General features: G+C 45.8%; 14 protein-coding genes. 5 read left to right on the top strand and 9 right to left on the bottom strand.

The genetic code is table 11. The features are described from left to right. Window positions 1-205: 205 nt before the first annotated feature. From E5S67_RS07160 to tkt, 3 genes are all read right to left on the bottom strand, one after another. On the bottom strand, window positions 206-652 hold the full coding sequence (locus E5S67_RS07160) for a response regulator (protein ID WP_172186380.1): 447 nt from the start codon (window positions 650-652) through the stop codon (window positions 206-208). Window positions 653-699: 47 nt separating this feature from the next. Further along, window positions 700-3,495, bottom strand: coding sequence for a PAS domain-containing sensor histidine kinase (locus E5S67_RS07155; protein WP_172186379.1), 2,796 nt, complete (start codon window positions 3,493-3,495; stop codon window positions 700-702). Window positions 3,496-3,831: 336 nt separating this feature from the next. Continuing rightward, window positions 3,832-5,847 carry a transketolase gene (tkt, locus tag E5S67_RS07150; protein WP_172186378.1) on the bottom strand — a complete coding sequence of 672 codons (2,016 nt, stop codon included), beginning with the start codon at window positions 5,845-5,847 and terminating at the stop codon, window positions 3,832-3,834. Window positions 5,848-5,881: 34 nt separating this feature from the next. Between tkt and E5S67_RS07145 the strand changes: the two genes are divergently transcribed. Further along, on the top strand, window positions 5,882-6,019 hold the full coding sequence (locus E5S67_RS07145; protein WP_172186377.1) for a hypothetical protein: 138 nt from the start codon (window positions 5,882-5,884) through the stop codon (window positions 6,017-6,019). Here E5S67_RS07145 and E5S67_RS07140 read toward each other — a convergent pair. Next, the gene (locus E5S67_RS07140) at window positions 6,008-6,289 is read right to left on the bottom strand and encodes a hypothetical protein (RefSeq protein ID WP_172186376.1); all 282 of its coding nucleotides are present in this window, start codon (window positions 6,287-6,289) and stop codon (window positions 6,008-6,010) included. The two genes, E5S67_RS07145 and E5S67_RS07140, sit on opposite strands and share 12 nt — an antisense overlap. A gap of 38 nt (window positions 6,290-6,327) precedes the next feature. Between E5S67_RS07140 and lysS the strand changes: the two genes are divergently transcribed. Then, window positions 6,328-7,881 carry a lysine--tRNA ligase gene (lysS, locus tag E5S67_RS07135; protein WP_172186375.1) on the top strand — a complete coding sequence of 518 codons (1,554 nt, stop codon included), beginning with the start codon at window positions 6,328-6,330 and terminating at the stop codon, window positions 7,879-7,881. 144 nt (window positions 7,882-8,025) lie between these two features. Here the strand turns inward: lysS and E5S67_RS07130 are convergent, their stop codons facing one another. The 5 genes from E5S67_RS07130 to E5S67_RS07110 form a co-directional block, all read right to left on the bottom strand. Then, window positions 8,026-8,625 carry a TerD family protein gene (locus tag E5S67_RS07130; protein ID WP_172186374.1) on the bottom strand — a complete coding sequence of 200 codons (600 nt, stop codon included), beginning with the start codon at window positions 8,623-8,625 and terminating at the stop codon, window positions 8,026-8,028. Window positions 8,626-8,706: 81 nt separating this feature from the next. Then, window positions 8,707-10,161 (bottom strand): TerD family protein, encoded by a 1,455-nt coding sequence (locus E5S67_RS07125; protein ID WP_172186373.1) that lies wholly within the window; start codon window positions 10,159-10,161, stop codon window positions 8,707-8,709. Between the two features lie 102 nt (window positions 10,162-10,263). Beyond that, window positions 10,264-10,833: a TerD family protein gene (locus tag E5S67_RS07120; protein WP_172186372.1), complete on the bottom strand. Its 570-nt coding sequence runs from the start codon at window positions 10,831-10,833 to the stop codon at window positions 10,264-10,266. Between the two features lie 580 nt (window positions 10,834-11,413). Next, the gene (def, locus tag E5S67_RS07115; RefSeq protein WP_172186371.1) at window positions 11,414-11,947 is read right to left on the bottom strand and encodes a peptide deformylase; all 534 of its coding nucleotides are present in this window, start codon (window positions 11,945-11,947) and stop codon (window positions 11,414-11,416) included. A 123-nt stretch (window positions 11,948-12,070) separates the two neighbouring features. After that, window positions 12,071-13,312: an HhoA/HhoB/HtrA family serine endopeptidase gene (locus E5S67_RS07110; protein WP_172186370.1), complete on the bottom strand. Its 1,242-nt coding sequence runs from the start codon at window positions 13,310-13,312 to the stop codon at window positions 12,071-12,073. A gap of 186 nt (window positions 13,313-13,498) precedes the next feature. Here E5S67_RS07110 and dnaA point away from each other — a divergent pair, with 186 nt between their 5' ends. From dnaA to dnaN, 3 genes are all read left to right on the top strand, one after another. Continuing rightward, window positions 13,499-14,872 carry a chromosomal replication initiator protein DnaA gene (gene dnaA, locus E5S67_RS07105; RefSeq protein ID WP_172186369.1) on the top strand — a complete coding sequence of 458 codons (1,374 nt, stop codon included), beginning with the start codon at window positions 13,499-13,501 and terminating at the stop codon, window positions 14,870-14,872. Window positions 14,873-14,977: 105 nt separating this feature from the next. Further along, window positions 14,978-15,199, top strand: a complete 222-nt coding sequence (locus tag E5S67_RS07100) for a hypothetical protein (protein ID WP_172186368.1) — start codon at window positions 14,978-14,980, stop codon at window positions 15,197-15,199. 236 nt (window positions 15,200-15,435) lie between these two features. Next, the gene (dnaN, locus tag E5S67_RS07095; RefSeq protein ID WP_172186367.1) at window positions 15,436-16,575 is read left to right on the top strand and encodes a DNA polymerase III subunit beta; all 1,140 of its coding nucleotides are present in this window, start codon (window positions 15,436-15,438) and stop codon (window positions 16,573-16,575) included. Window positions 16,576-16,700 lie beyond the last annotated feature (125 nt).

The following is a 16,700-nucleotide window of genomic DNA, read 5'->3' as shown; positions in this document are numbered from 1 at the left end:
TATAGAATTGCTAATATGTGAATGCCACGTTTTCTCTAGTTGTCTTTTTGTCAAGTACAATTTATACCAAATTAGATGAGCTTACCCTGGCATACAGTGGCATTTTTTTTTACTGGTATCAGCATCGCTGGGCGGATATTTCATCGGCAGAATGTCAAGACCTTTAAAAAATTTTATATCGCCGGTCGGCAAAGTATCTCTTCGTTTAATTTAAAGGAAGTTGGACGACTGCCAGCCAGAATTCCTCAATTAACCTGATTACTTTAGTAAATTGTAGGAAATCTACTGGCTTGGTAATGTAACAGTTGGCGTGCAGCGAGTAAGACTTGATAATGTCCTCTTGGGCGGCTGAAGTGCTGAGAATCACTACTGGAATTAGTTTTAAACTTTGGTCTGTTTTAATTTCTGTTAGCACTTCTACGCCACTTTTTTTGGGCAAATTCAAATCAAGCAAAATTAAGTCGGGACGGGGTACCCTGAGATAGGGTTCTTTTCTGCGCAAAAACTTCATTGCTTCAACTCCATCTTCGACAAAATGCAAGTTATTCAATATTTTACCCTGGCCGAGAGCTTCTATTGCCAAATCGGCATCGCTGGGAGAATCCTCAATCAGCAGAATCTCTATGGGTTTAACACTGCTTCGATCGCTCATAACCGGGGTATCCTTATTGATTATAAAAAAAATTGAATTTTTAGTCTTCAGGTACTAATTATAGGAATAGTGAAGTAAAAAGTCGCTCCTTTTCCCTCCTGAGATTCCACCCAGATGCGCCCGCCGTGGCGTTCAACAATTCGCTTGCACATCGCCAAACCTATGCCTGTACCGGAATATTCGCGGCGGGAGTGCAGGCGCCCAAAAATGATAAAAATGCGATCGGCATACTGTGCATCGATGCCAATGCCGTTATCGCGGACGCTAAACAGCCATTCGCTCTCTTGCCTACCAGCAGCGATATGAATCAACGGGGTATCTTGGCGGCAAAATTTGATACCGTTGGCGATCAAATTTTGGAATAATTGCACCAGTTGAAATTCATCCGCCATCACGGTTGGCATCGCGTCCCAAGTGATGATCGCTTTCTTTTCCGCGATCGCAATTTGCAAATTAGACAAACTTTGCTGCACAGCAGCGTTGCAGTCCGCCTCCTCAAACTCCTGACCACTCGTTCCCAGGCGCGAATACGCCAACAAATCGTTAATTAACTGTTGCATTCTGGTAGCGCCATCGACAATATAATTAATATATTTATTTGCGCGATCGTCCAAATTTCCTTGATAGCGCTGGGCCAGCAATTGAGTGTAACTGGTAACGGCTCGGAGCGGTTCTTGCAAATCGTGGGAAGCCACATAAGCAAATTGTTCTAATTCCTCGTTGGAACGCTTCAAATCTTCTGTAAGTTGCAGCATTTGCTGCTCGGCTTCTTTGCGGCTTGTAATGTTGTAAACCAAGGCGCAACAAGACAGCAGATTACCCTGGGAGTCCATGACTGGACTGGTAGACATATCAGTCCAAATATCTTTGCCGTCCTTGCTTTTGAATTTAAATTCGTGTTGTTCACCAATACCTTGCTTGCGCCGCTCGAAATTATCAATACCTTGTGGTTGTTCCTGTTCGTCCATGAAATCAAAAAGCGACCGCCCGAACATTTCTAATTCAGTATAGCCGAGCATTCGCGCCATTGCGTGGTTCACGTAAGTAGTGAGGGAATTGCTGTCAATTACCCAAATACCTTCTTCTGCTAATTCAACTATTTGTCTGTACTTAAATTCGCTTTCCTGCAACGCTCTTTCCGTTAGTTTGCGCTCGGTGATATCTTTCATAAAACAGTGGTTGCCGTTAAATATCCCTTGTTCGTCGCAAGCTTTTACCATTGTTACTTGCTTGTAAAAAAACGAGCCATTTTTCCGCACACCTCTAGTTTCAACTTCTACTTTACCAGAAATTACCATTTCCTGATAAGCTGAGAGCATCATCTCAACATCGCCCGGATGTACGGTGAGCTGCCATCTCATGCCGAGCATTTCTTCTGGTTCGTAACCGCATCTATGAGCGTAAGCTCGGTTAACATTCACGTAGCGTCCCTCAATATCTAGCCGTGAAATGCCTTCCACAGTATTTTGCATGGCATTGGTGAGGTCGCGCAGCTCTTTTTCAGCTTGTTTGCGATCGCTAATATCCTGAGCGATACCCAAAAAACCAGTGATATTTCCTTCAGGATTAAATAAGGCAGTCACCGACAATTGCACCGGAAACCGCGAACCATCTTTGCGAATGTAAGTCCATTCATTTTCGTCAGCTATTCCCCGGCGCGGCAAAGCAACCAAAACTTCCATTCCCGGCTCTATTTTTACTCCCAATTCTTGAGAAAGAATTTCAGCTCTTTTACCGAACTCCACAAAATCGTGAATTATTGCTAGCGTGACTTTCCCCACCACTTCTTCGGGGGAATAGCCTAAAAGTTTCTGTGCTGCGCGATTAAATGTTTTAATTGTACCGTCGGGCTCTGTAGAAATAATTGTGTAGTGAGCGCTGTTAAGAATTGCATTTTGCAGTTGCGTCAATTCCAACAAAGTAATCGCAATTCTTTGTCGGTAGGCTATTTCTTCTGGCAATGAGTGGTGAGAAATTTCGATTTGAGCAATGCGCTCAGCAACTCGATGTTCCAGAGTTTCATGCAGCAGTCGATTTTCTGCTTCTACCTGCTTGCGTTCTGTAATATCAGTAATCGTACCAACATAACTTTTAACCTCTCCCTTTTCTCCGATTATACCGACAGCTTGACCGAATACCCAACTGATTTTAGCGTGATTAATGCCTTGAAAGCGGTACTCACATTTAAACGGCAATTTCTCCTGCGCGGCGCTATACCATTCAGCAAAAACTCGCTGGCGGTCCTCTGGATGAATGGCCTGCCACCACCCTTTGCCCAAAGCTTCATCGCAGGCTATTCCCGAAATTTGACACCAGCGCTCGTTGACATACAAGCAGTCTCCTAATGCGTCTGCATAAAATATTCCTACCGGCGAAGCTTCAGTTAAAGTTTGATAGCAAGCTTCTGTTTTTCGGCGTTCAATGATTTCTTTTTGCAGTATTCGAGCGAGCATCTCTAATTGAGTTGGAGTGACGAGAGTTAATGCTTGGGGAACTAAAGGAATTAATGAAAAAGCTGTGTAAGCAGAAATCGCGGCGGTAATAATTTTCAGACTGCCAGAAACCCAATAAACAGGATGCCAAAGCGTCCAAATTTCCATTAGATGAGTAGTGCCACAGGAGATAATAAAGGCTGCGAACAGCCAAAAGATGTTGCGAAAAGGCAAGTCTTTTCCCTGAGTGATAATATAAATTAGCGATAGCGGTATTGAATAGTAAGCCAGGGCAATTATAAAGTCTGACACTATGTGGAGCGCGACTAACTCTCGCTGCCAAAGGTAACAGTGGCCGTGAGGAATATAATTTCCGGTGAATAACAGCTTATTTAAAATGTTCCAAATCATAAATAGAATTGGGAATGTGGAAGGGGTAATGGGAAATTTAACCCAATAACTTATAACTTATCTCAAATTTCTGAAATATACAGTGCTGGACGCACGGGGGGCTACAAACCAGGTTTCTTCGTAGATGCCTTGTTGGCAAAACCGGGTTTCCTCAGAAAGCGTGCGTCTAGGACTAATACCATTTTAGATTTGAGAGTTTAGATTAAATAAATGGGAATGACTGATTTTGTATGGCTTTGGAGCTTGTCTACTGTTGCATTCTTTTTAAAACAGGTTTAATTTTATAAAAAATGGGGCGAGCCAGAAGCCCGCCCCACCAAAATTATGCTGGTGCTATTAACCCAACAGCGCCTGAGCCTTAGCTACCACATTCTCAACGGTGTAGCCAAACTTTTCTAAAGCAACGGGGCCCGGTGCAGAAGCGCCGAATCGGTCGATGCTGATGCTGTCGCCTTCGGAGCCCAAATAACGTCCCCAGCCGAAGCTAGCAGCCGCTTCAACTGCCAAGCGTTTAGTAACAGCTTTTGGCAGTACAGATTCGCGGTAAGCGGCATCTTGTAAGTCGAACAATTCCCAGCAAGGCATCGAAACTACCCGCACTTTATTGCCTGCGGCGCGCAATTTTTCAGCGGCATCAACGCAGAGGTATGTTTCGCCGCCGGTGCCGATTAAAATGATGTCGGGAGTGCCGCCGTCGTCAGACAAAATGTAAGCGCCTTTGGCCGTTCCTTCGATCGAACTTCCAGCCAAGTTGGGCAGATTTTGGCGCGACAGAGCCATTAAAGTTGGACGGGTGCGACTTTCAACTGCCACTTTGTAAGCGCCGGATGTTTCATTACCATCCGCAGGGCGCATTACCAACAAATCGGGAATTACGCGCAGAGAAGCTAAAGTTTCCACGGGTTGGTGAGTCGGGCCATCTTCGCCCAAGGCTACGGAGTCGTGAGTCATTACATAAATAACTCCAGCTTCCGAGAGTGCAGAGAGGCGAATTGCTCCCCGCATATAGTCAGCAAATACCAAGAAAGTTGCGCAGTAAGGAATTAAACCGCCGTGCAGTACCATACCGTTGGCGATCGCACCCATGCCGTGTTCCCGCACACCAAAGCGCAGGTTACGTCCTTCGTATTGACCTTTTTGGAAGTCTTTTTCACCCTTGAGCAAAGTCATGTTAGAAGATGCCAAGTCAGCGGAACCGCCGATCAATTCAGGTAAGACACCTGCCAAAGCATTCAAACATTTTCCAGAATGATTCCGAGTCGAATCGGCCTTATCTTCCGGCTTGTATGTCGGCAAAACTTGATCCCAACCTTCGGGAAGCTTGCCAGCAACCGTGCGCTCGTATTCTGCAGCTTCTGCAGGATATGCTGCTTTATAAGCATCAAAAGCTTTCTGCCATTCTTGCTCAGATTGAGCGCCACGTTCGACTGCTTTGCGGAAGTGTGACAAAGCATCATCAGGAATCTCAAACGGTGCGTGTTCCCACTTCAAGAAATCGCGAGTTGCTTTCACTTCATCGCCACCCAAAGCAGCGCCGTGAGCGCTGTAAGAATTGCGCTTGTTGGGAGAACCGTAACCAATGATGGTGCGGACTTTAATCATGGACGGTTTGTCCGTGACTTTTTTGGCTTCTTCAATAGCTTTGTGAACTGCTTCTAGGTTAGTATCTTCGTCTAGAGCGGTATTGTCTACTGTAATAACGTGCCAATTGTAAGCTTCAAAACGCTTGCCCACATCTTCAGTAAAGGCCAAGCTGGTGTCGCCTTCAATAGAAATGTGATTGTCATCGTACAAGGCAATTAATTTGCCGAGTCCGAGGTGTCCGGCCAAAGAACAAGCTTCGCCAGAAACGCCTTCCATGTGGCAGCCGTCACCCATGATGACATAGGTGTAGTGGTCAACAATTGTGTGGTCTGGCTTGTTATACTTAGCAGCGAGGTGAGCTTCTGCCATTGCCAAACCGACGGCATTAGCAATTCCTTGTCCCAGGGGGCCTGTGGTAACTTCTACGCCTTCGGTCATGAAGTTTTCGGGGTGTCCGGGGGTCCTGGATTCCCACTGGCGAAATTGCTTGATGTCGTCGAGGGTGACGCTATCGTAGCCGGTCAAGTACAGGAGGGCGTACTGCAGCATACAGCCGTGGCCGGCGGAGAGGACGAAACGATCGCGATTAAACCACTTGGGGTTTTTGGGGTTGAACCGCATGAACCGATCCCACAGCACGAAGGCCATAGGGGCAGCGCCCATCGGCAGTCCCGGGTGTCCTGATTTTGCTTTTTCTACCGCATCGATGGCCAAAAAGCGGATAGAGTTGATGCAGAGTTCTTCGAGTGATTGAGTTGCAACAGCCATAATTCTGGTTTTTATATGTTAAGAGAGAGTGTGTGTGGTCGATTCTGACAGAGGTGCGATCAGCCGAGTTCGATCGCTCGCGTTTCTGCTGTTCAGTTTCTGTGGAACTGCCGTGAGGCTGCACTACATATCATCTCACCAGTTGCGATCGACAGACAACTTAATTTTTTAATGTTTCGGTCGCTTTGTGGAGTCGATCGTAAATTGCGATCGGAGATATTTCTGGGGCGAGTGCGGCTCTGTGCGATCGGGCTACGAGAGGGTGTAATTTATTATTTGGCAAATTGGCTCTCAAAGCAGCCCTGTTATGATAGAGTTTGGTGTTTCTGACATCTTGCAGTTTTGTCACGAACTGGCAAGATGCCTGTTCCACAAAGAGAGAATTTTCTTGTCGGGCGTTGCTTTGACGCCGCCCGATCGCACGAGCGCCAGAATAGTGCAAGATGTCAGATATTTGTAATTTTAATCAGGCAATAACTAATGACTCTCAGTGAAGCCGAAGTCCGCAGTCAAAAAGTAGACGAACTGCGATCGCAAGGCATAGAACCGTATCCCAGTGAATCCTACGCGCGATCGCACACAGCCAAGCAAGTTCGCGAAATATTTAGTCAGCCGGGAAAAGAACTCCAAAACGGAGAAACTGACCCCGAAGAAATTTCCCTGCGATTAGCCGGCCGCATCACTTCCAAGCGAGACAGCGGCAAAATTGGTTTCATCGATTTAAAAGACGCCACAGACAAAATTCAACTCAAAATCGAGAAAGCAATCGTCACCGGCGAAGTCGGTTTGAGCTTTGAACAAATTAAAAAATTGCTCGATGTCGGCGATTTTGTCGGCGTCGAAGGTATCGGCTGCCGCACCCCCAGGGGAGAACTTTCTATTTTAGTGAGGGAATTAAAGCTTTTATCAAAAGCTACCATTCAATTTCCCGATTCTTATTACGGAATTAACGACCCCGAAGTTTGCCGCCGTCACCGCGAAATGGATTTGGCTAGCAACCAAGATGCGTTCAACCGTTTTATGCTGCGCAGCCGCATCGTTCAAAGCATCCGTTCCTATCTCTGGCAAGCCGATTTTTACGAAATAGAAACGCCGACACTGCAAGCTATTTACGGCGGTGCTGCTGCTAAGCCATTCATCACTCACCACAATGCTTTGGAAGTGGATTTGTATTTGCGAGTTGCTCCAGAACTGTTCTTGAAAAGAGCAATATGCGGCGGTTTCGAGCGAGTGTTTGAACTAGGAAAAGCCTTTAGAAATGAGGGAATTGATAGCACCCACAATCCCGAATTTACCTCTTTAGAAGTTTATCAAGCTTATGCTGATGTTTTCGACATTTTAACAGTTGTCGAAGACGTGATATGTTTCGCAGCGGCCGCGGTATTTGGGGATGTCAAAGAAATTGAAAATCAGGGGGAAACGATTAGTTTAGAACGCAAGTTCGACTACAGCGAAAAGTATCCCGGTTTCAAGGGCAAACACTGGCAAGTAAAAACGATCGTAGAAGCTGTCAGAGACGAGTTTGGGCTGGATTTTGACAGTTTGGACTTGGAAAGTGCGATCGCCTCTGCAACCAAGCTAGAATTGCACCTGTCTAAGTTAGAACAACAGAGTTTAGGCTACGTGCTGTATGCGGTTTTTGACAAATTAGTTGTTCCCAAACTAATTCAACCTACATTCATCATCGACTATCCCGTCGAAGTCAGTCCTTTAGCAAAAGGACATCGCAGCAAGCCGGGATTTGTAGAACGTTTCGAGCTCTTTATCAACGGTACAGAATACTCGAACGGCTTCTCAGAATTGAACGATCCGAAAGAGCAAAGAAAGCGGTTTGAGGAACAGTTGGCGCAGAAAAATGCCGGCGATGACGAAGCGCATCCAATGGATGAAGACTTTATTCAAGCGCTATCTTTGGGAATGCCTAATTGTGCGGGAATGGGTATCGGCGTAGACAGATTGGTGATGCTTTTAACTAATACTCAAAGCATCCGCGATGCAGTGATGTTCCCGACAATGCGGTCGGTCAAAGATTGATTGGAGTAGCTTTTTTGCAGATGTCTAATAAGTACATGGGGATTTTTTAACCGCAGATATCAGCGAATTAATACAGATAAACGCAGATGAAATTCCATCTGCGTTTATCTGCCTTTATCTGCGGTTAAAAAAACATTTTTAAGATCACCGCATAAATGAACCGACAACACCGTTCAAATCTTCAGCCAAAGGATTTCCCAAAGCCTTAAACTTCCACTCGCCGCCTTCTCGATAGACTTCTCCCATCAACATATTTAATTTTCCTTCATAAGAAGGGTCATTTGACAAGCGATAGCGAGCTATTTCTTTGCCTGCGGCATCTACAGCCCTCACGAAAGCATTTTCTACCAGGCCAAAATGCTGTTTTCTCTCTTTCCCATCGTAAATATTAACTCCCAAAATTATTTTGTGATATTGTGCTGGCAAAGAGCTCAGTTTCACTAATATTTGTTCGTCATCTCCATCTCCTGCCCCGGTGAGATTGTCGCCTGAGTGAACAACTGTTTTGTCCTTTGACTCCAAATGAGAGTAATAAATTACATCCTCTTTGTAGTTCTTTATTTTTCCATTTTCTCCTAGCAGCAAAGCGTAGGAATCTAAGTCAAAATTGGCAGCGCTGCTGCGGCCGAAAAGACTTTTTTTAGCTTGTGCAACATCCCAGCCCAAAGCCATTGTCAGTCTGGACAAGTCGTATTCGCTTTTGCTGAGAACTATCGATTGTCCTTTTGTCAAGTTGATCGCCATAGTTTTGTGATTGTGTAAGGTTTATTGTGAAGTTGAATGATTGCCCTAAGCTAGCATTTTGTTTGCCTGGAAAAGCTGTTTCTAGGGTAAGAGATTTTTGATTCGTGCTGATTTTACCCAATGCGGATATTCGGCGGTCAACAAATCGTATAATTCCTCATCAGCAATATGTTCCGGGTCTTCTAAACTGAAGAAATCTGCGTTGTCTAGGTAGCGATCGCCCATTTCGTCAAGCTGTTCTAAAAATGTAAAATCGCTCGCTACGGATCTTGCTAACCACCCGCGAACTCCCTGACTTTTGACATCTTTCTGCGACTTGCCGATCGCCATAAACTGCCAAAATATCGGCTCGTGGGACGACCATTGTAGCTGCTGCTTGCTTTCCGATTCGTCCGCAGTTTCTCCATCAGTTACAAACATCACGTAGACAGGTCGATCGGCTTTAATAGCTGCGTAGCGCCTGCTACCGCGACCATCAGGAAAATAGAACTTTCTAATTTCCTTCATCACTTTACCGTAGTAAGTACCTCCTTCTAAAGGATACTGTTGGAGTATATGGTGAATGAAGTTTGAGAAATTGTCGATCGACATTTCACCGGGATTGTGGGGGTTGACTCCAAACAGAAATATGTCGATCGATCCGTTGTCATCAAACCGACATCCCAAAGCCAAAATCTTCTCTGCCAAACGCTGAATTTTTCCTGAACGGTATAGGGAAGACATAGAAGCAGAAATATCGAGGCAAAGCGCTACTTGAGCATTGTGATTTGTTAGATTTGCTTTCTTGAGCGAGATATCGGCTTTCTTCGCGAGATTGAAAATGTGCGGCGCTTTCTCCTCAAGCTTTTTGTCTAATGCTATAGCTTTCTGACTTTTGTGGCTATCTTCAATAACTGGTAATTTAGGCAGTTCTACTGTACGTTTTGCTGGCGTTTCTTGCGGTTTAATCTCTGAATGATACTTGTCAACAAAACTCTGCAACCCTGCTTTATATCCTTGTCCTACAGCCTGAAATCTCCAAGCTGCATCTTTTTTATACAACCGTCCAAACTCGACTGCTGTTTCTTCAGAAAAAGCTTCTGTTAAATCATAGCGCGCTAGTTCGCTGTCGGTTTCGCGATCGTACAATCGGATAAAAGCATTTCTGATTTGGCTGAAATTTTGATGTTTAGCTTGTGCGTCGTGAATCGTGACCACAAAAACCATTTCTTCAACAGCAGCCGTTACTTTTCCTAAGTCTACATAAATTGTCTCGTCATCCCCTTGAGTTTGACCAGTTTGATTATCTCCCGAATGGACGATCGCTCCGTCCGGCGACTGCGAGTTATTGTAAAATACAAAGTATCTTTCATCGGGGATTTTTCCGTCCGAACCTAATGCAAAAACCGAGGCATCGATATCGCAGCTTTGCGGGCTTGAGTCGGATAAGTTTAGTTTATTTGCTATTTCCCAGCCCAGGGCGATCGCAACTTTTGTTAAAGTTGGAGATGTTTTAGAAAGATTAAATCTTTCGCCCTTCTTTAATTGAATTCCCATCTGGTTTATCACCTCATGAGTCTGATTGCTTAAAATCGAGGGAAACATTCCTGCTTCCGAATTTCCCCTCGATTTAATTAGCTGCGAGCGATCGACCTTTTATCAAGCATACTTATCTACAAAGCTTTGCAAGCCGGAATTGTAGCCTTGTCCTACAGCTTGGAACCTCCACTCGCCGTCTTTCTTGTAAAGTCTGCCAAACTCTACCGCTGTCTCCCTAGAAAAATCCTCGTCCAAATCGTACTTCGTTACCTCTGTGTTAGTAGTAGTGTCGTAAATCCTGATAAAAGCATTCCGCACTTGACCGAAGTTTTGCCTTCTCGATTCTGCTTCGTGGATAGTTACCACAAACACAATTTCTTGCACCCCCGGATCGACTTTTGCTAAATCGACTGTAACGGTTTCATCATCGCCAAATCCTTCTCCGGTTCTGCTATCTCCCAGATGTATTACAGCAGTGTCCGGCGACTCCTTGTTGTTGTAGAAAACAAAGTATTTTTCGCCGGGAATTTTGCCAGTAGCCCCCAACATAAACACGGAAGCATCTAAGTCAAACGCTGCGCCCGTGTCTGTAGCGTTGATATCCCAGCCCAAACCAATCCCGGCATTTTTCAACCCTGGTGCTTCTTTAGATAGATTAATTCTCCCGCCTTTTTCCAAATTGATAGACATTCGCCCTCCTGCGTGCAAAATCTGTAATATTACTGATAACAATTATACAAACTGTCAGAGCAGCTTGACAAATTGCTGCTGATACTCGTTTTCGGTCAACCGATTTGAGATTTGAGATTTGGGATTTTAGATTGTAGAAGTGATCCCACGGATAAATCCGGGGGCTTTGTACCTTGAATGCTTGCGGCTACAGCAGGTTGACAATTTGCTTTTGGTACTCATCTATCGATTTTAGATTTTAGATTTTGGATTTGAGATTGGATAATTGAAGAATTGACCCTGCGGATGAATCCGGGGGCTTGTACGCTGGATGCTTTTAGTTAAAGTAGCTTGACAAATTGCTGCTGGAACTCATCTATCGATTTGAGATTTGAGATTTGAGATTGGATAATTGAAGAATTGACCCTGCGGATGAATCCGGGGGCTTTGTACCCTGAATCCTTGCGGCTACAGCAGGTTGACAAATTGCTTTTGGTACTCATCTATCGATTTGAGATTTGAGATTTGAGATTTGAGATTGGATAATTGAAGAATTGACCCTGCAGATGAATCCGGGGGCTTGTACGCTGGATGCTTTTGGTTAAAGTAGCTTGACAAATTGCTTTTGGTACTCATCTTCGGTGATGAGTTCTTGGGTATTTTCCACTCTGTCTAAAAACACGATTCCATCTAAATGGTCGTGTTCGTGTTGAAAAATTCGGGCTACAAAGTCTGTCAATTCTTGTCGGTGGAGTTTGCCGTCTCTACTGGTGTATTCTATCTCGATCGCCCTACTTCTCGGCACCAATCCCCGAATCCCCGGAATGCTCAAACAGCCTTCCCAGTCTTTGACTGTCTCTGTTGATGCAGCCACAATCCGGGGATTAATCATCGCTGTGGGTTCCATGTTCGGTGCTTGGGGATACCGCAGGTTGGGGCGGGATGCCACGATGAACAGGCGATCGGACTGAGCCACTTGAGGGGCGGCAATCCCCACTCCGTTTGCCTGCTGTACTGTACTGATTAAGCTGTCAATCAACTGTTGAATGCGATCGTCCTGAATATTCTCGACAACTTGCGACGGGCGGCGCAGTACAGGATTTCCTAATTGTGAGATTTGTAATATTTCTGCCATAGTTATTGGTTAGTCGTTATTGGCTAGTGGTTATTTGTTAGTGGTTAACTACTGACAGATAACCATTTTTTTTCTTCCTTCTTCCTTCTTCCTTCTTCCTTCTTCCTTCTTCCTTCTTCCTTCTTATCCAACTTTTTGAACTGGTAAACTCCCCGGTTTAACAGTCAATTTAACTATTTGTCCGTTGCGGTTGATTTCCATTTGCAACAGACCGCCAACCTTAGCATTTTGCACGAAATCCTGAACAGCTTCGGACTGAATAATCGGCTGATTATTAATTTTTTGAATCACATCTCCAGCGCGCAAACCGGCTGCTGCTGCGGGAGAATTAGGAACAACGCTAACAATAGCCACACCCCGATCGACTGCAACTCGCAGACTGCTGTTAGCATTGCTGTTAATTTGCTGCTTAACCTCTGGATTCAGCGTCGCCATTTCAAGGCCTAAATAAGCGTGTTCGACTTTCCCCGTCGTAATCAGTTCCTTCGCCACCTGTTGGGCCGCCTGAATGGGAATCGCAAACCCCAATCCTTGAGCACCTTGAATAATCGCCGTATTCATGCCAATAACTTGGCCCGAAGCATTCAGCAGCGGGCCGCCGGAATTCCCCGGATTAATTGCAGCGTCTGTTTGAATAAAACCGATCCGCTTGTCGGGCACGCCCACATCAGAGCTCGATCGTCCCGTAGCGCTAATAATCCCCGCAGTTACGGAATTGTCCAAACCCAAAGGATTGCCGATCGCGATCGCCCATTCCCCAGACAACAGCTTATCCGAATTGCCGATCGCCGCCACAGGCAGAGCGTTCGCCTCAATCTTCACCACAGCCACATCCGTCACCTTATCCGCCCCCAACACCCGCCCCTGAAAGCTGCGGCCGTCCTTGAGAGTTACATTTACAATATCGGCTCCCTCTACAACGTGAGCGTTAGTGAGAATCACGCCGTCGGCACCGATGACAAAACCCGAACCAGTGCCCCGTTCGATCCCGCCCCGGCCGCCCGAATTCGGTTCTATGCCAAAAAAATCTTCCGGCGACAGCCCTCTATTTCCCGGTTTCACCCGGCGCGAAGCATCGATCCGAACCACTGCCGGGCCAACTTTTGCCACCGCAGCCACAATAAAATTCACATTAGCCGCGTCGCCCGACAACGAAGCCGGCGGCAAGACTTTGCTAACTCGATCCTTTGTATTAGGAGGCAGTTGCAATTTCGGTTCCAGCGCCTTTTGTCCCGAATCGCCAGAATTTCCACGAAATTGAGAAACCGTCAGACGATCGCCCAACATGGCGGCCCCGGCTCCCGTTACCAGCAGCAATATGTAAATTGCCGGTTGCTTCCAAAATTTGCCAGTAGAACTCTTCATTGCCATGTTTTAAGGCTTTCCTGCCAAATCTAAATATTTGCTGAGCAGCTCCCCGATACCTGGTTTGGGCTGCAGAGCCGCAAAAATTTTGGCGATCGGCAGACTCCCTTAAACTTTAGCATCTGAGGACTAAACTCTCTAGACTGTAGAATTAATATCTTGAATGCCGATCGGCAGAGGTGAGCAGTGGACATTCCCCTCGAAAGTCTGTGGAATCAGATACTTGAACGTCTCCAGGTACAACTGAGCAGACCTAGCTTTGAGACATGGATCAAAACTGCCAGGGCCGAACAACTCGAAAATAACTGTTTGATCGTCAGTGCCCCCAACCCCTTTGCTCGCAATTGGTTGCAAAAATATTACGTCAAAACCATTGCCGATGCAGTCTACGAAATTCTCGGCTATCCCGTAGACATTTACTTGACAATTGCCGGGGGAAACGAAACAGGCGGCAGCAGCGACTCCGCCATGATTTGGCCGTCCCCCATCGCCGCCGATGTCCCCGAAAGCCACTCGCTGCACCCCCCCAAACCCGCCAATTTAAACCCCAAATACCTATTTTCCCGCTTTGTCGTCGGTTCCAACAACCGCATGGCTCACGCAGCTTCCCTCGCGGTAGCCGAGTCTCCGGGCCGAGAATTTAATCCCCTATTTTTGTGCGGTGGCGTCGGTTTGGGCAAAACTCATTTGATGCAGGCGATCGGTCATTATCGCTTGGAAATTGACCCCAACGCCAAGATTTTTTACGTTTCTACTGAGAAATTTACTAACGATTTAATCGCCGCAATTAGGAAAGACAGTATGCAAACTTTCCGCGATCATTATCGAGCAGCAGATGTTTTATTAATTGATGACATCCAATTTCTTGAAGGGAAAGAATACACTCAAGAAGAATTTTTCCACACTTTTAATACTTTGCACGAATCCGGAAACCAAGTAGTTTTAGCTTCCGACCGTCCGCCGCAGCAAATCCCCCGCCTGCAAGAGCGTTTGTGCTCCCGATTTTCAATGGGATTAATTGCCGACATTCAATTGCCAGACTTGGAAACTCGGATGGCAATTTTGCAGAAAAAAGCCGAGTATGAAAATATGCGGCTGCCGCGAGATGTCATTGAATACATTGCTTCTAGTTACACTTCCAACGTTCGGGAATTAGAAGGTGCTTTGATTCGGGCGGTAGCATATCTTTCAATTACCGGTTTGCCGATGACTGTGGAGAATATCACCCCTGTTTTGAACCCGCAAACTGAAAGCGTAGAGGCGACGCCAGATGCAGTAATTGCAGTTGTGGCCGAGGCGTTTGATGTTTCTGTTGAAGATTTGAAAGGTATTTCCCGCAGGCGAGAAATTAGTCTGGCCCGTCAAATAGGGATGTATTTAATTCGGCAGCATACTGGTTTGAGTTTGCCGAAAGTTGGCGAAGTGTTCGGCGGCAAAGATCACACAACTGTGCTTTACAGTTGTGACAAAATTGCTCAGTTGCGGAACACTGACCCGAATTTGGCCCAAACTTTGCGTCAGTTGAGCGATCGAATTAATGTTGTCAGCCGCAAAACTTGAGAAGAAGTCATTAGTCAGTTGTCAGTTGTCACACCAATGACTCTATGCAGCGATTTCAAGATCCCCATCATCGAAGGGGTAACTCTCCGATAACAGAAAATCTCTATGCGTAGCAGTTTGCCTGTGGAAAAACCTGTGGAAAAGTTGCCCTTCGTTTGTGGAAAACTTTACTCGATCGCGCGAAACAGTTTTTGCACAAAAATGAGCGATCGACCTCAACAGCTTTTCCACAAGTTTTCCACAGGTATTTATTACCTACAAGTGATTCCCAGCAAGCAGTTAGCTTTTTTTTCCACAGTTTCCACAGGGCGATCGACACAAAAATAATTCAATAAATAAAAAAAACAGGCGATCCCTGCACACCCTACACAAATAGTTCGCGACGCGCGCTGACCTCAGAAACCCGGCTTCTACGAAGATTTCTCGCTTTTACAGGCAAAATTTTGCTTAGAAACCCGGTTTCTAGCCCCATGCTTAAGCCGTACACACAGAAAAACTGACCCGCCGGCTTTCTGTGATACGATTTGTTTCTGTTTCAAATCCGGTTAATTAACCTTCCTACCATGAAATTGGTTTGCACCCAAAGTGACCTCAACGCCAACCTCTCGTTGGTGAGTCGGGCCGTTCCCTCCCGCCCGACACATCCGGTACTCGCCAACGTGCTTTTAGTAGCGGATGAGGAAAATCAGCGGGTTAGCTTGACAGCTTTCGATCTCAGTTTGGGCATTCGTACCAGCTTCGCAGCAGAAGTAACTGGCGGCGGAAGTTTTACAATACCCGCTAAATTACTTAACGATATTGTTTCGAGACTCCCAGATGGAGAGATTACTTTAGAAGACGAAGCGGGGGACACCGTAGCATATCTCACTTGCAGTTCTGGCAGCTACCAAGTTAGAGGCATGGGCCCGGAAGAATTCCCAGAATTGCCAGCAATTGAAGCAGGAACAATCCTCAAATTGCCGCCGGAAGCCTTGATAGAAGGACTCAAAGGAACTTTATTTGCTACTAGCCCCGACGAGGCAAAACAGGTACTTGCAGGCGTGCATTTAAAGGTATTGCAAGATTGCTTGGAATTTGCAGCTACAGACGGCCACAGATTGGCAGTAGTTCAAACTGCCAATGAAAAAGCTGAAGGCGAAGAAACCCAAGAAGAATTTGAGGTGACAGTCCCCGCTAAAGCATTGCGCGAAGTAGAAAGAATGCTGGTGATGCGGCAGTGGACTGAACCTGTCACCCTGCATTTTGAACACGGTCAAGTAGTGTTTGAATGGGCAGACCAGCGGCTGACAACTCGTACCTTGGAAGGGCAATATCCCGCATACAGGCAGTTGATTCCGCCCTCCTTTGAGCGGCAAATTACCTTAGAAAGGCGATCGCTCTTAGCAGCAGTAGAAAGAATTGCCGTGTTTGCAGACCAAAAAAATAATATTCTCAAATGCAGCATCGACGAGGAGAATCAGGAAATCACTTTGTCGGTAGATGCTAAAGATGTCGGCTCCGGCAAAGAGTCAATGCCGGCCCAGATTTCAGGAGACAGCATAGATATTGCTTTCAACGTGAAATACTTAGTTGATATCTTAAAAACGGCTCAATCCCCAGAAATTCAACTGCAATTAAACGGTGCTTTGGCCCCCGTAATTTTCCAGCCTTTGGGCGGAGTCAATGCTACATTCTTGGTGATGCCTGTTCAGCTAAGAGCTTAAAAAGAGTCAGTAATCAGTAGTCCTTAGTCCTTAGTAATTGGTAAGTGGTAACAAATAACCAATAACCAATTACTAATAATTAATAACAACTGATATCAATTCCGGTAGCATCGGAATAGTAAAAT

The organism is Microcoleus asticus IPMA8 (assembly GCF_013179805.1).
In the GTDB taxonomy this organism is placed as follows: Bacteria; Cyanobacteriota; Cyanobacteriia; order Cyanobacteriales; family Microcoleaceae; genus Microcoleus; species Microcoleus asticus.
The sequence above is the reverse complement of the archived record's forward strand: the minus strand, read 5'-3'. Positions and strand labels throughout refer to the sequence as shown.

Excerpts from the sequence above, each read along its gene's own strand:
- E5S67_RS07160 (WP_172186380.1), bottom strand. The coding sequence starts at position 652 with ATGAGCGATCGAAGCAGTGTTAAACCCATAGAGATTCTGCTGATTGAG.
- E5S67_RS07155 (WP_172186379.1), bottom strand. The coding sequence starts at position 3,495 with ATGATTTGGAACATTTTAAATAAGCTGTTATTCACCGGAAATTATATT.
- tkt (WP_172186378.1), bottom strand. The coding sequence starts at position 5,847 with ATGGCTGTTGCAACTCAATCACTCGAAGAACTCTGCATCAACTCTATC.
- lysS (WP_172186375.1), top strand. The coding sequence starts at position 6,328 with ATGACTCTCAGTGAAGCCGAAGTCCGCAGTCAAAAAGTAGACGAACTG.
- E5S67_RS07130 (WP_172186374.1), bottom strand. The coding sequence starts at position 8,625 with ATGGCGATCAACTTGACAAAAGGACAATCGATAGTTCTCAGCAAAAGC.
- E5S67_RS07125 (WP_172186373.1), bottom strand. The coding sequence starts at position 10,161 with ATGGGAATTCAATTAAAGAAGGGCGAAAGATTTAATCTTTCTAAAACA.
- E5S67_RS07120 (WP_172186372.1), bottom strand. The coding sequence starts at position 10,833 with ATGTCTATCAATTTGGAAAAAGGCGGGAGAATTAATCTATCTAAAGAA.
- def (WP_172186371.1), bottom strand. The coding sequence starts at position 11,947 with ATGGCAGAAATATTACAAATCTCACAATTAGGAAATCCTGTACTGCGC.
- E5S67_RS07110 (WP_172186370.1), bottom strand. The coding sequence starts at position 13,312 with ATGAAGAGTTCTACTGGCAAATTTTGGAAGCAACCGGCAATTTACATA.
- E5S67_RS07100 (WP_172186368.1), top strand. The coding sequence starts at position 14,978 with ATGCGTAGCAGTTTGCCTGTGGAAAAACCTGTGGAAAAGTTGCCCTTC.
- dnaN (WP_172186367.1), top strand. The coding sequence starts at position 15,436 with ATGAAATTGGTTTGCACCCAAAGTGACCTCAACGCCAACCTCTCGTTG.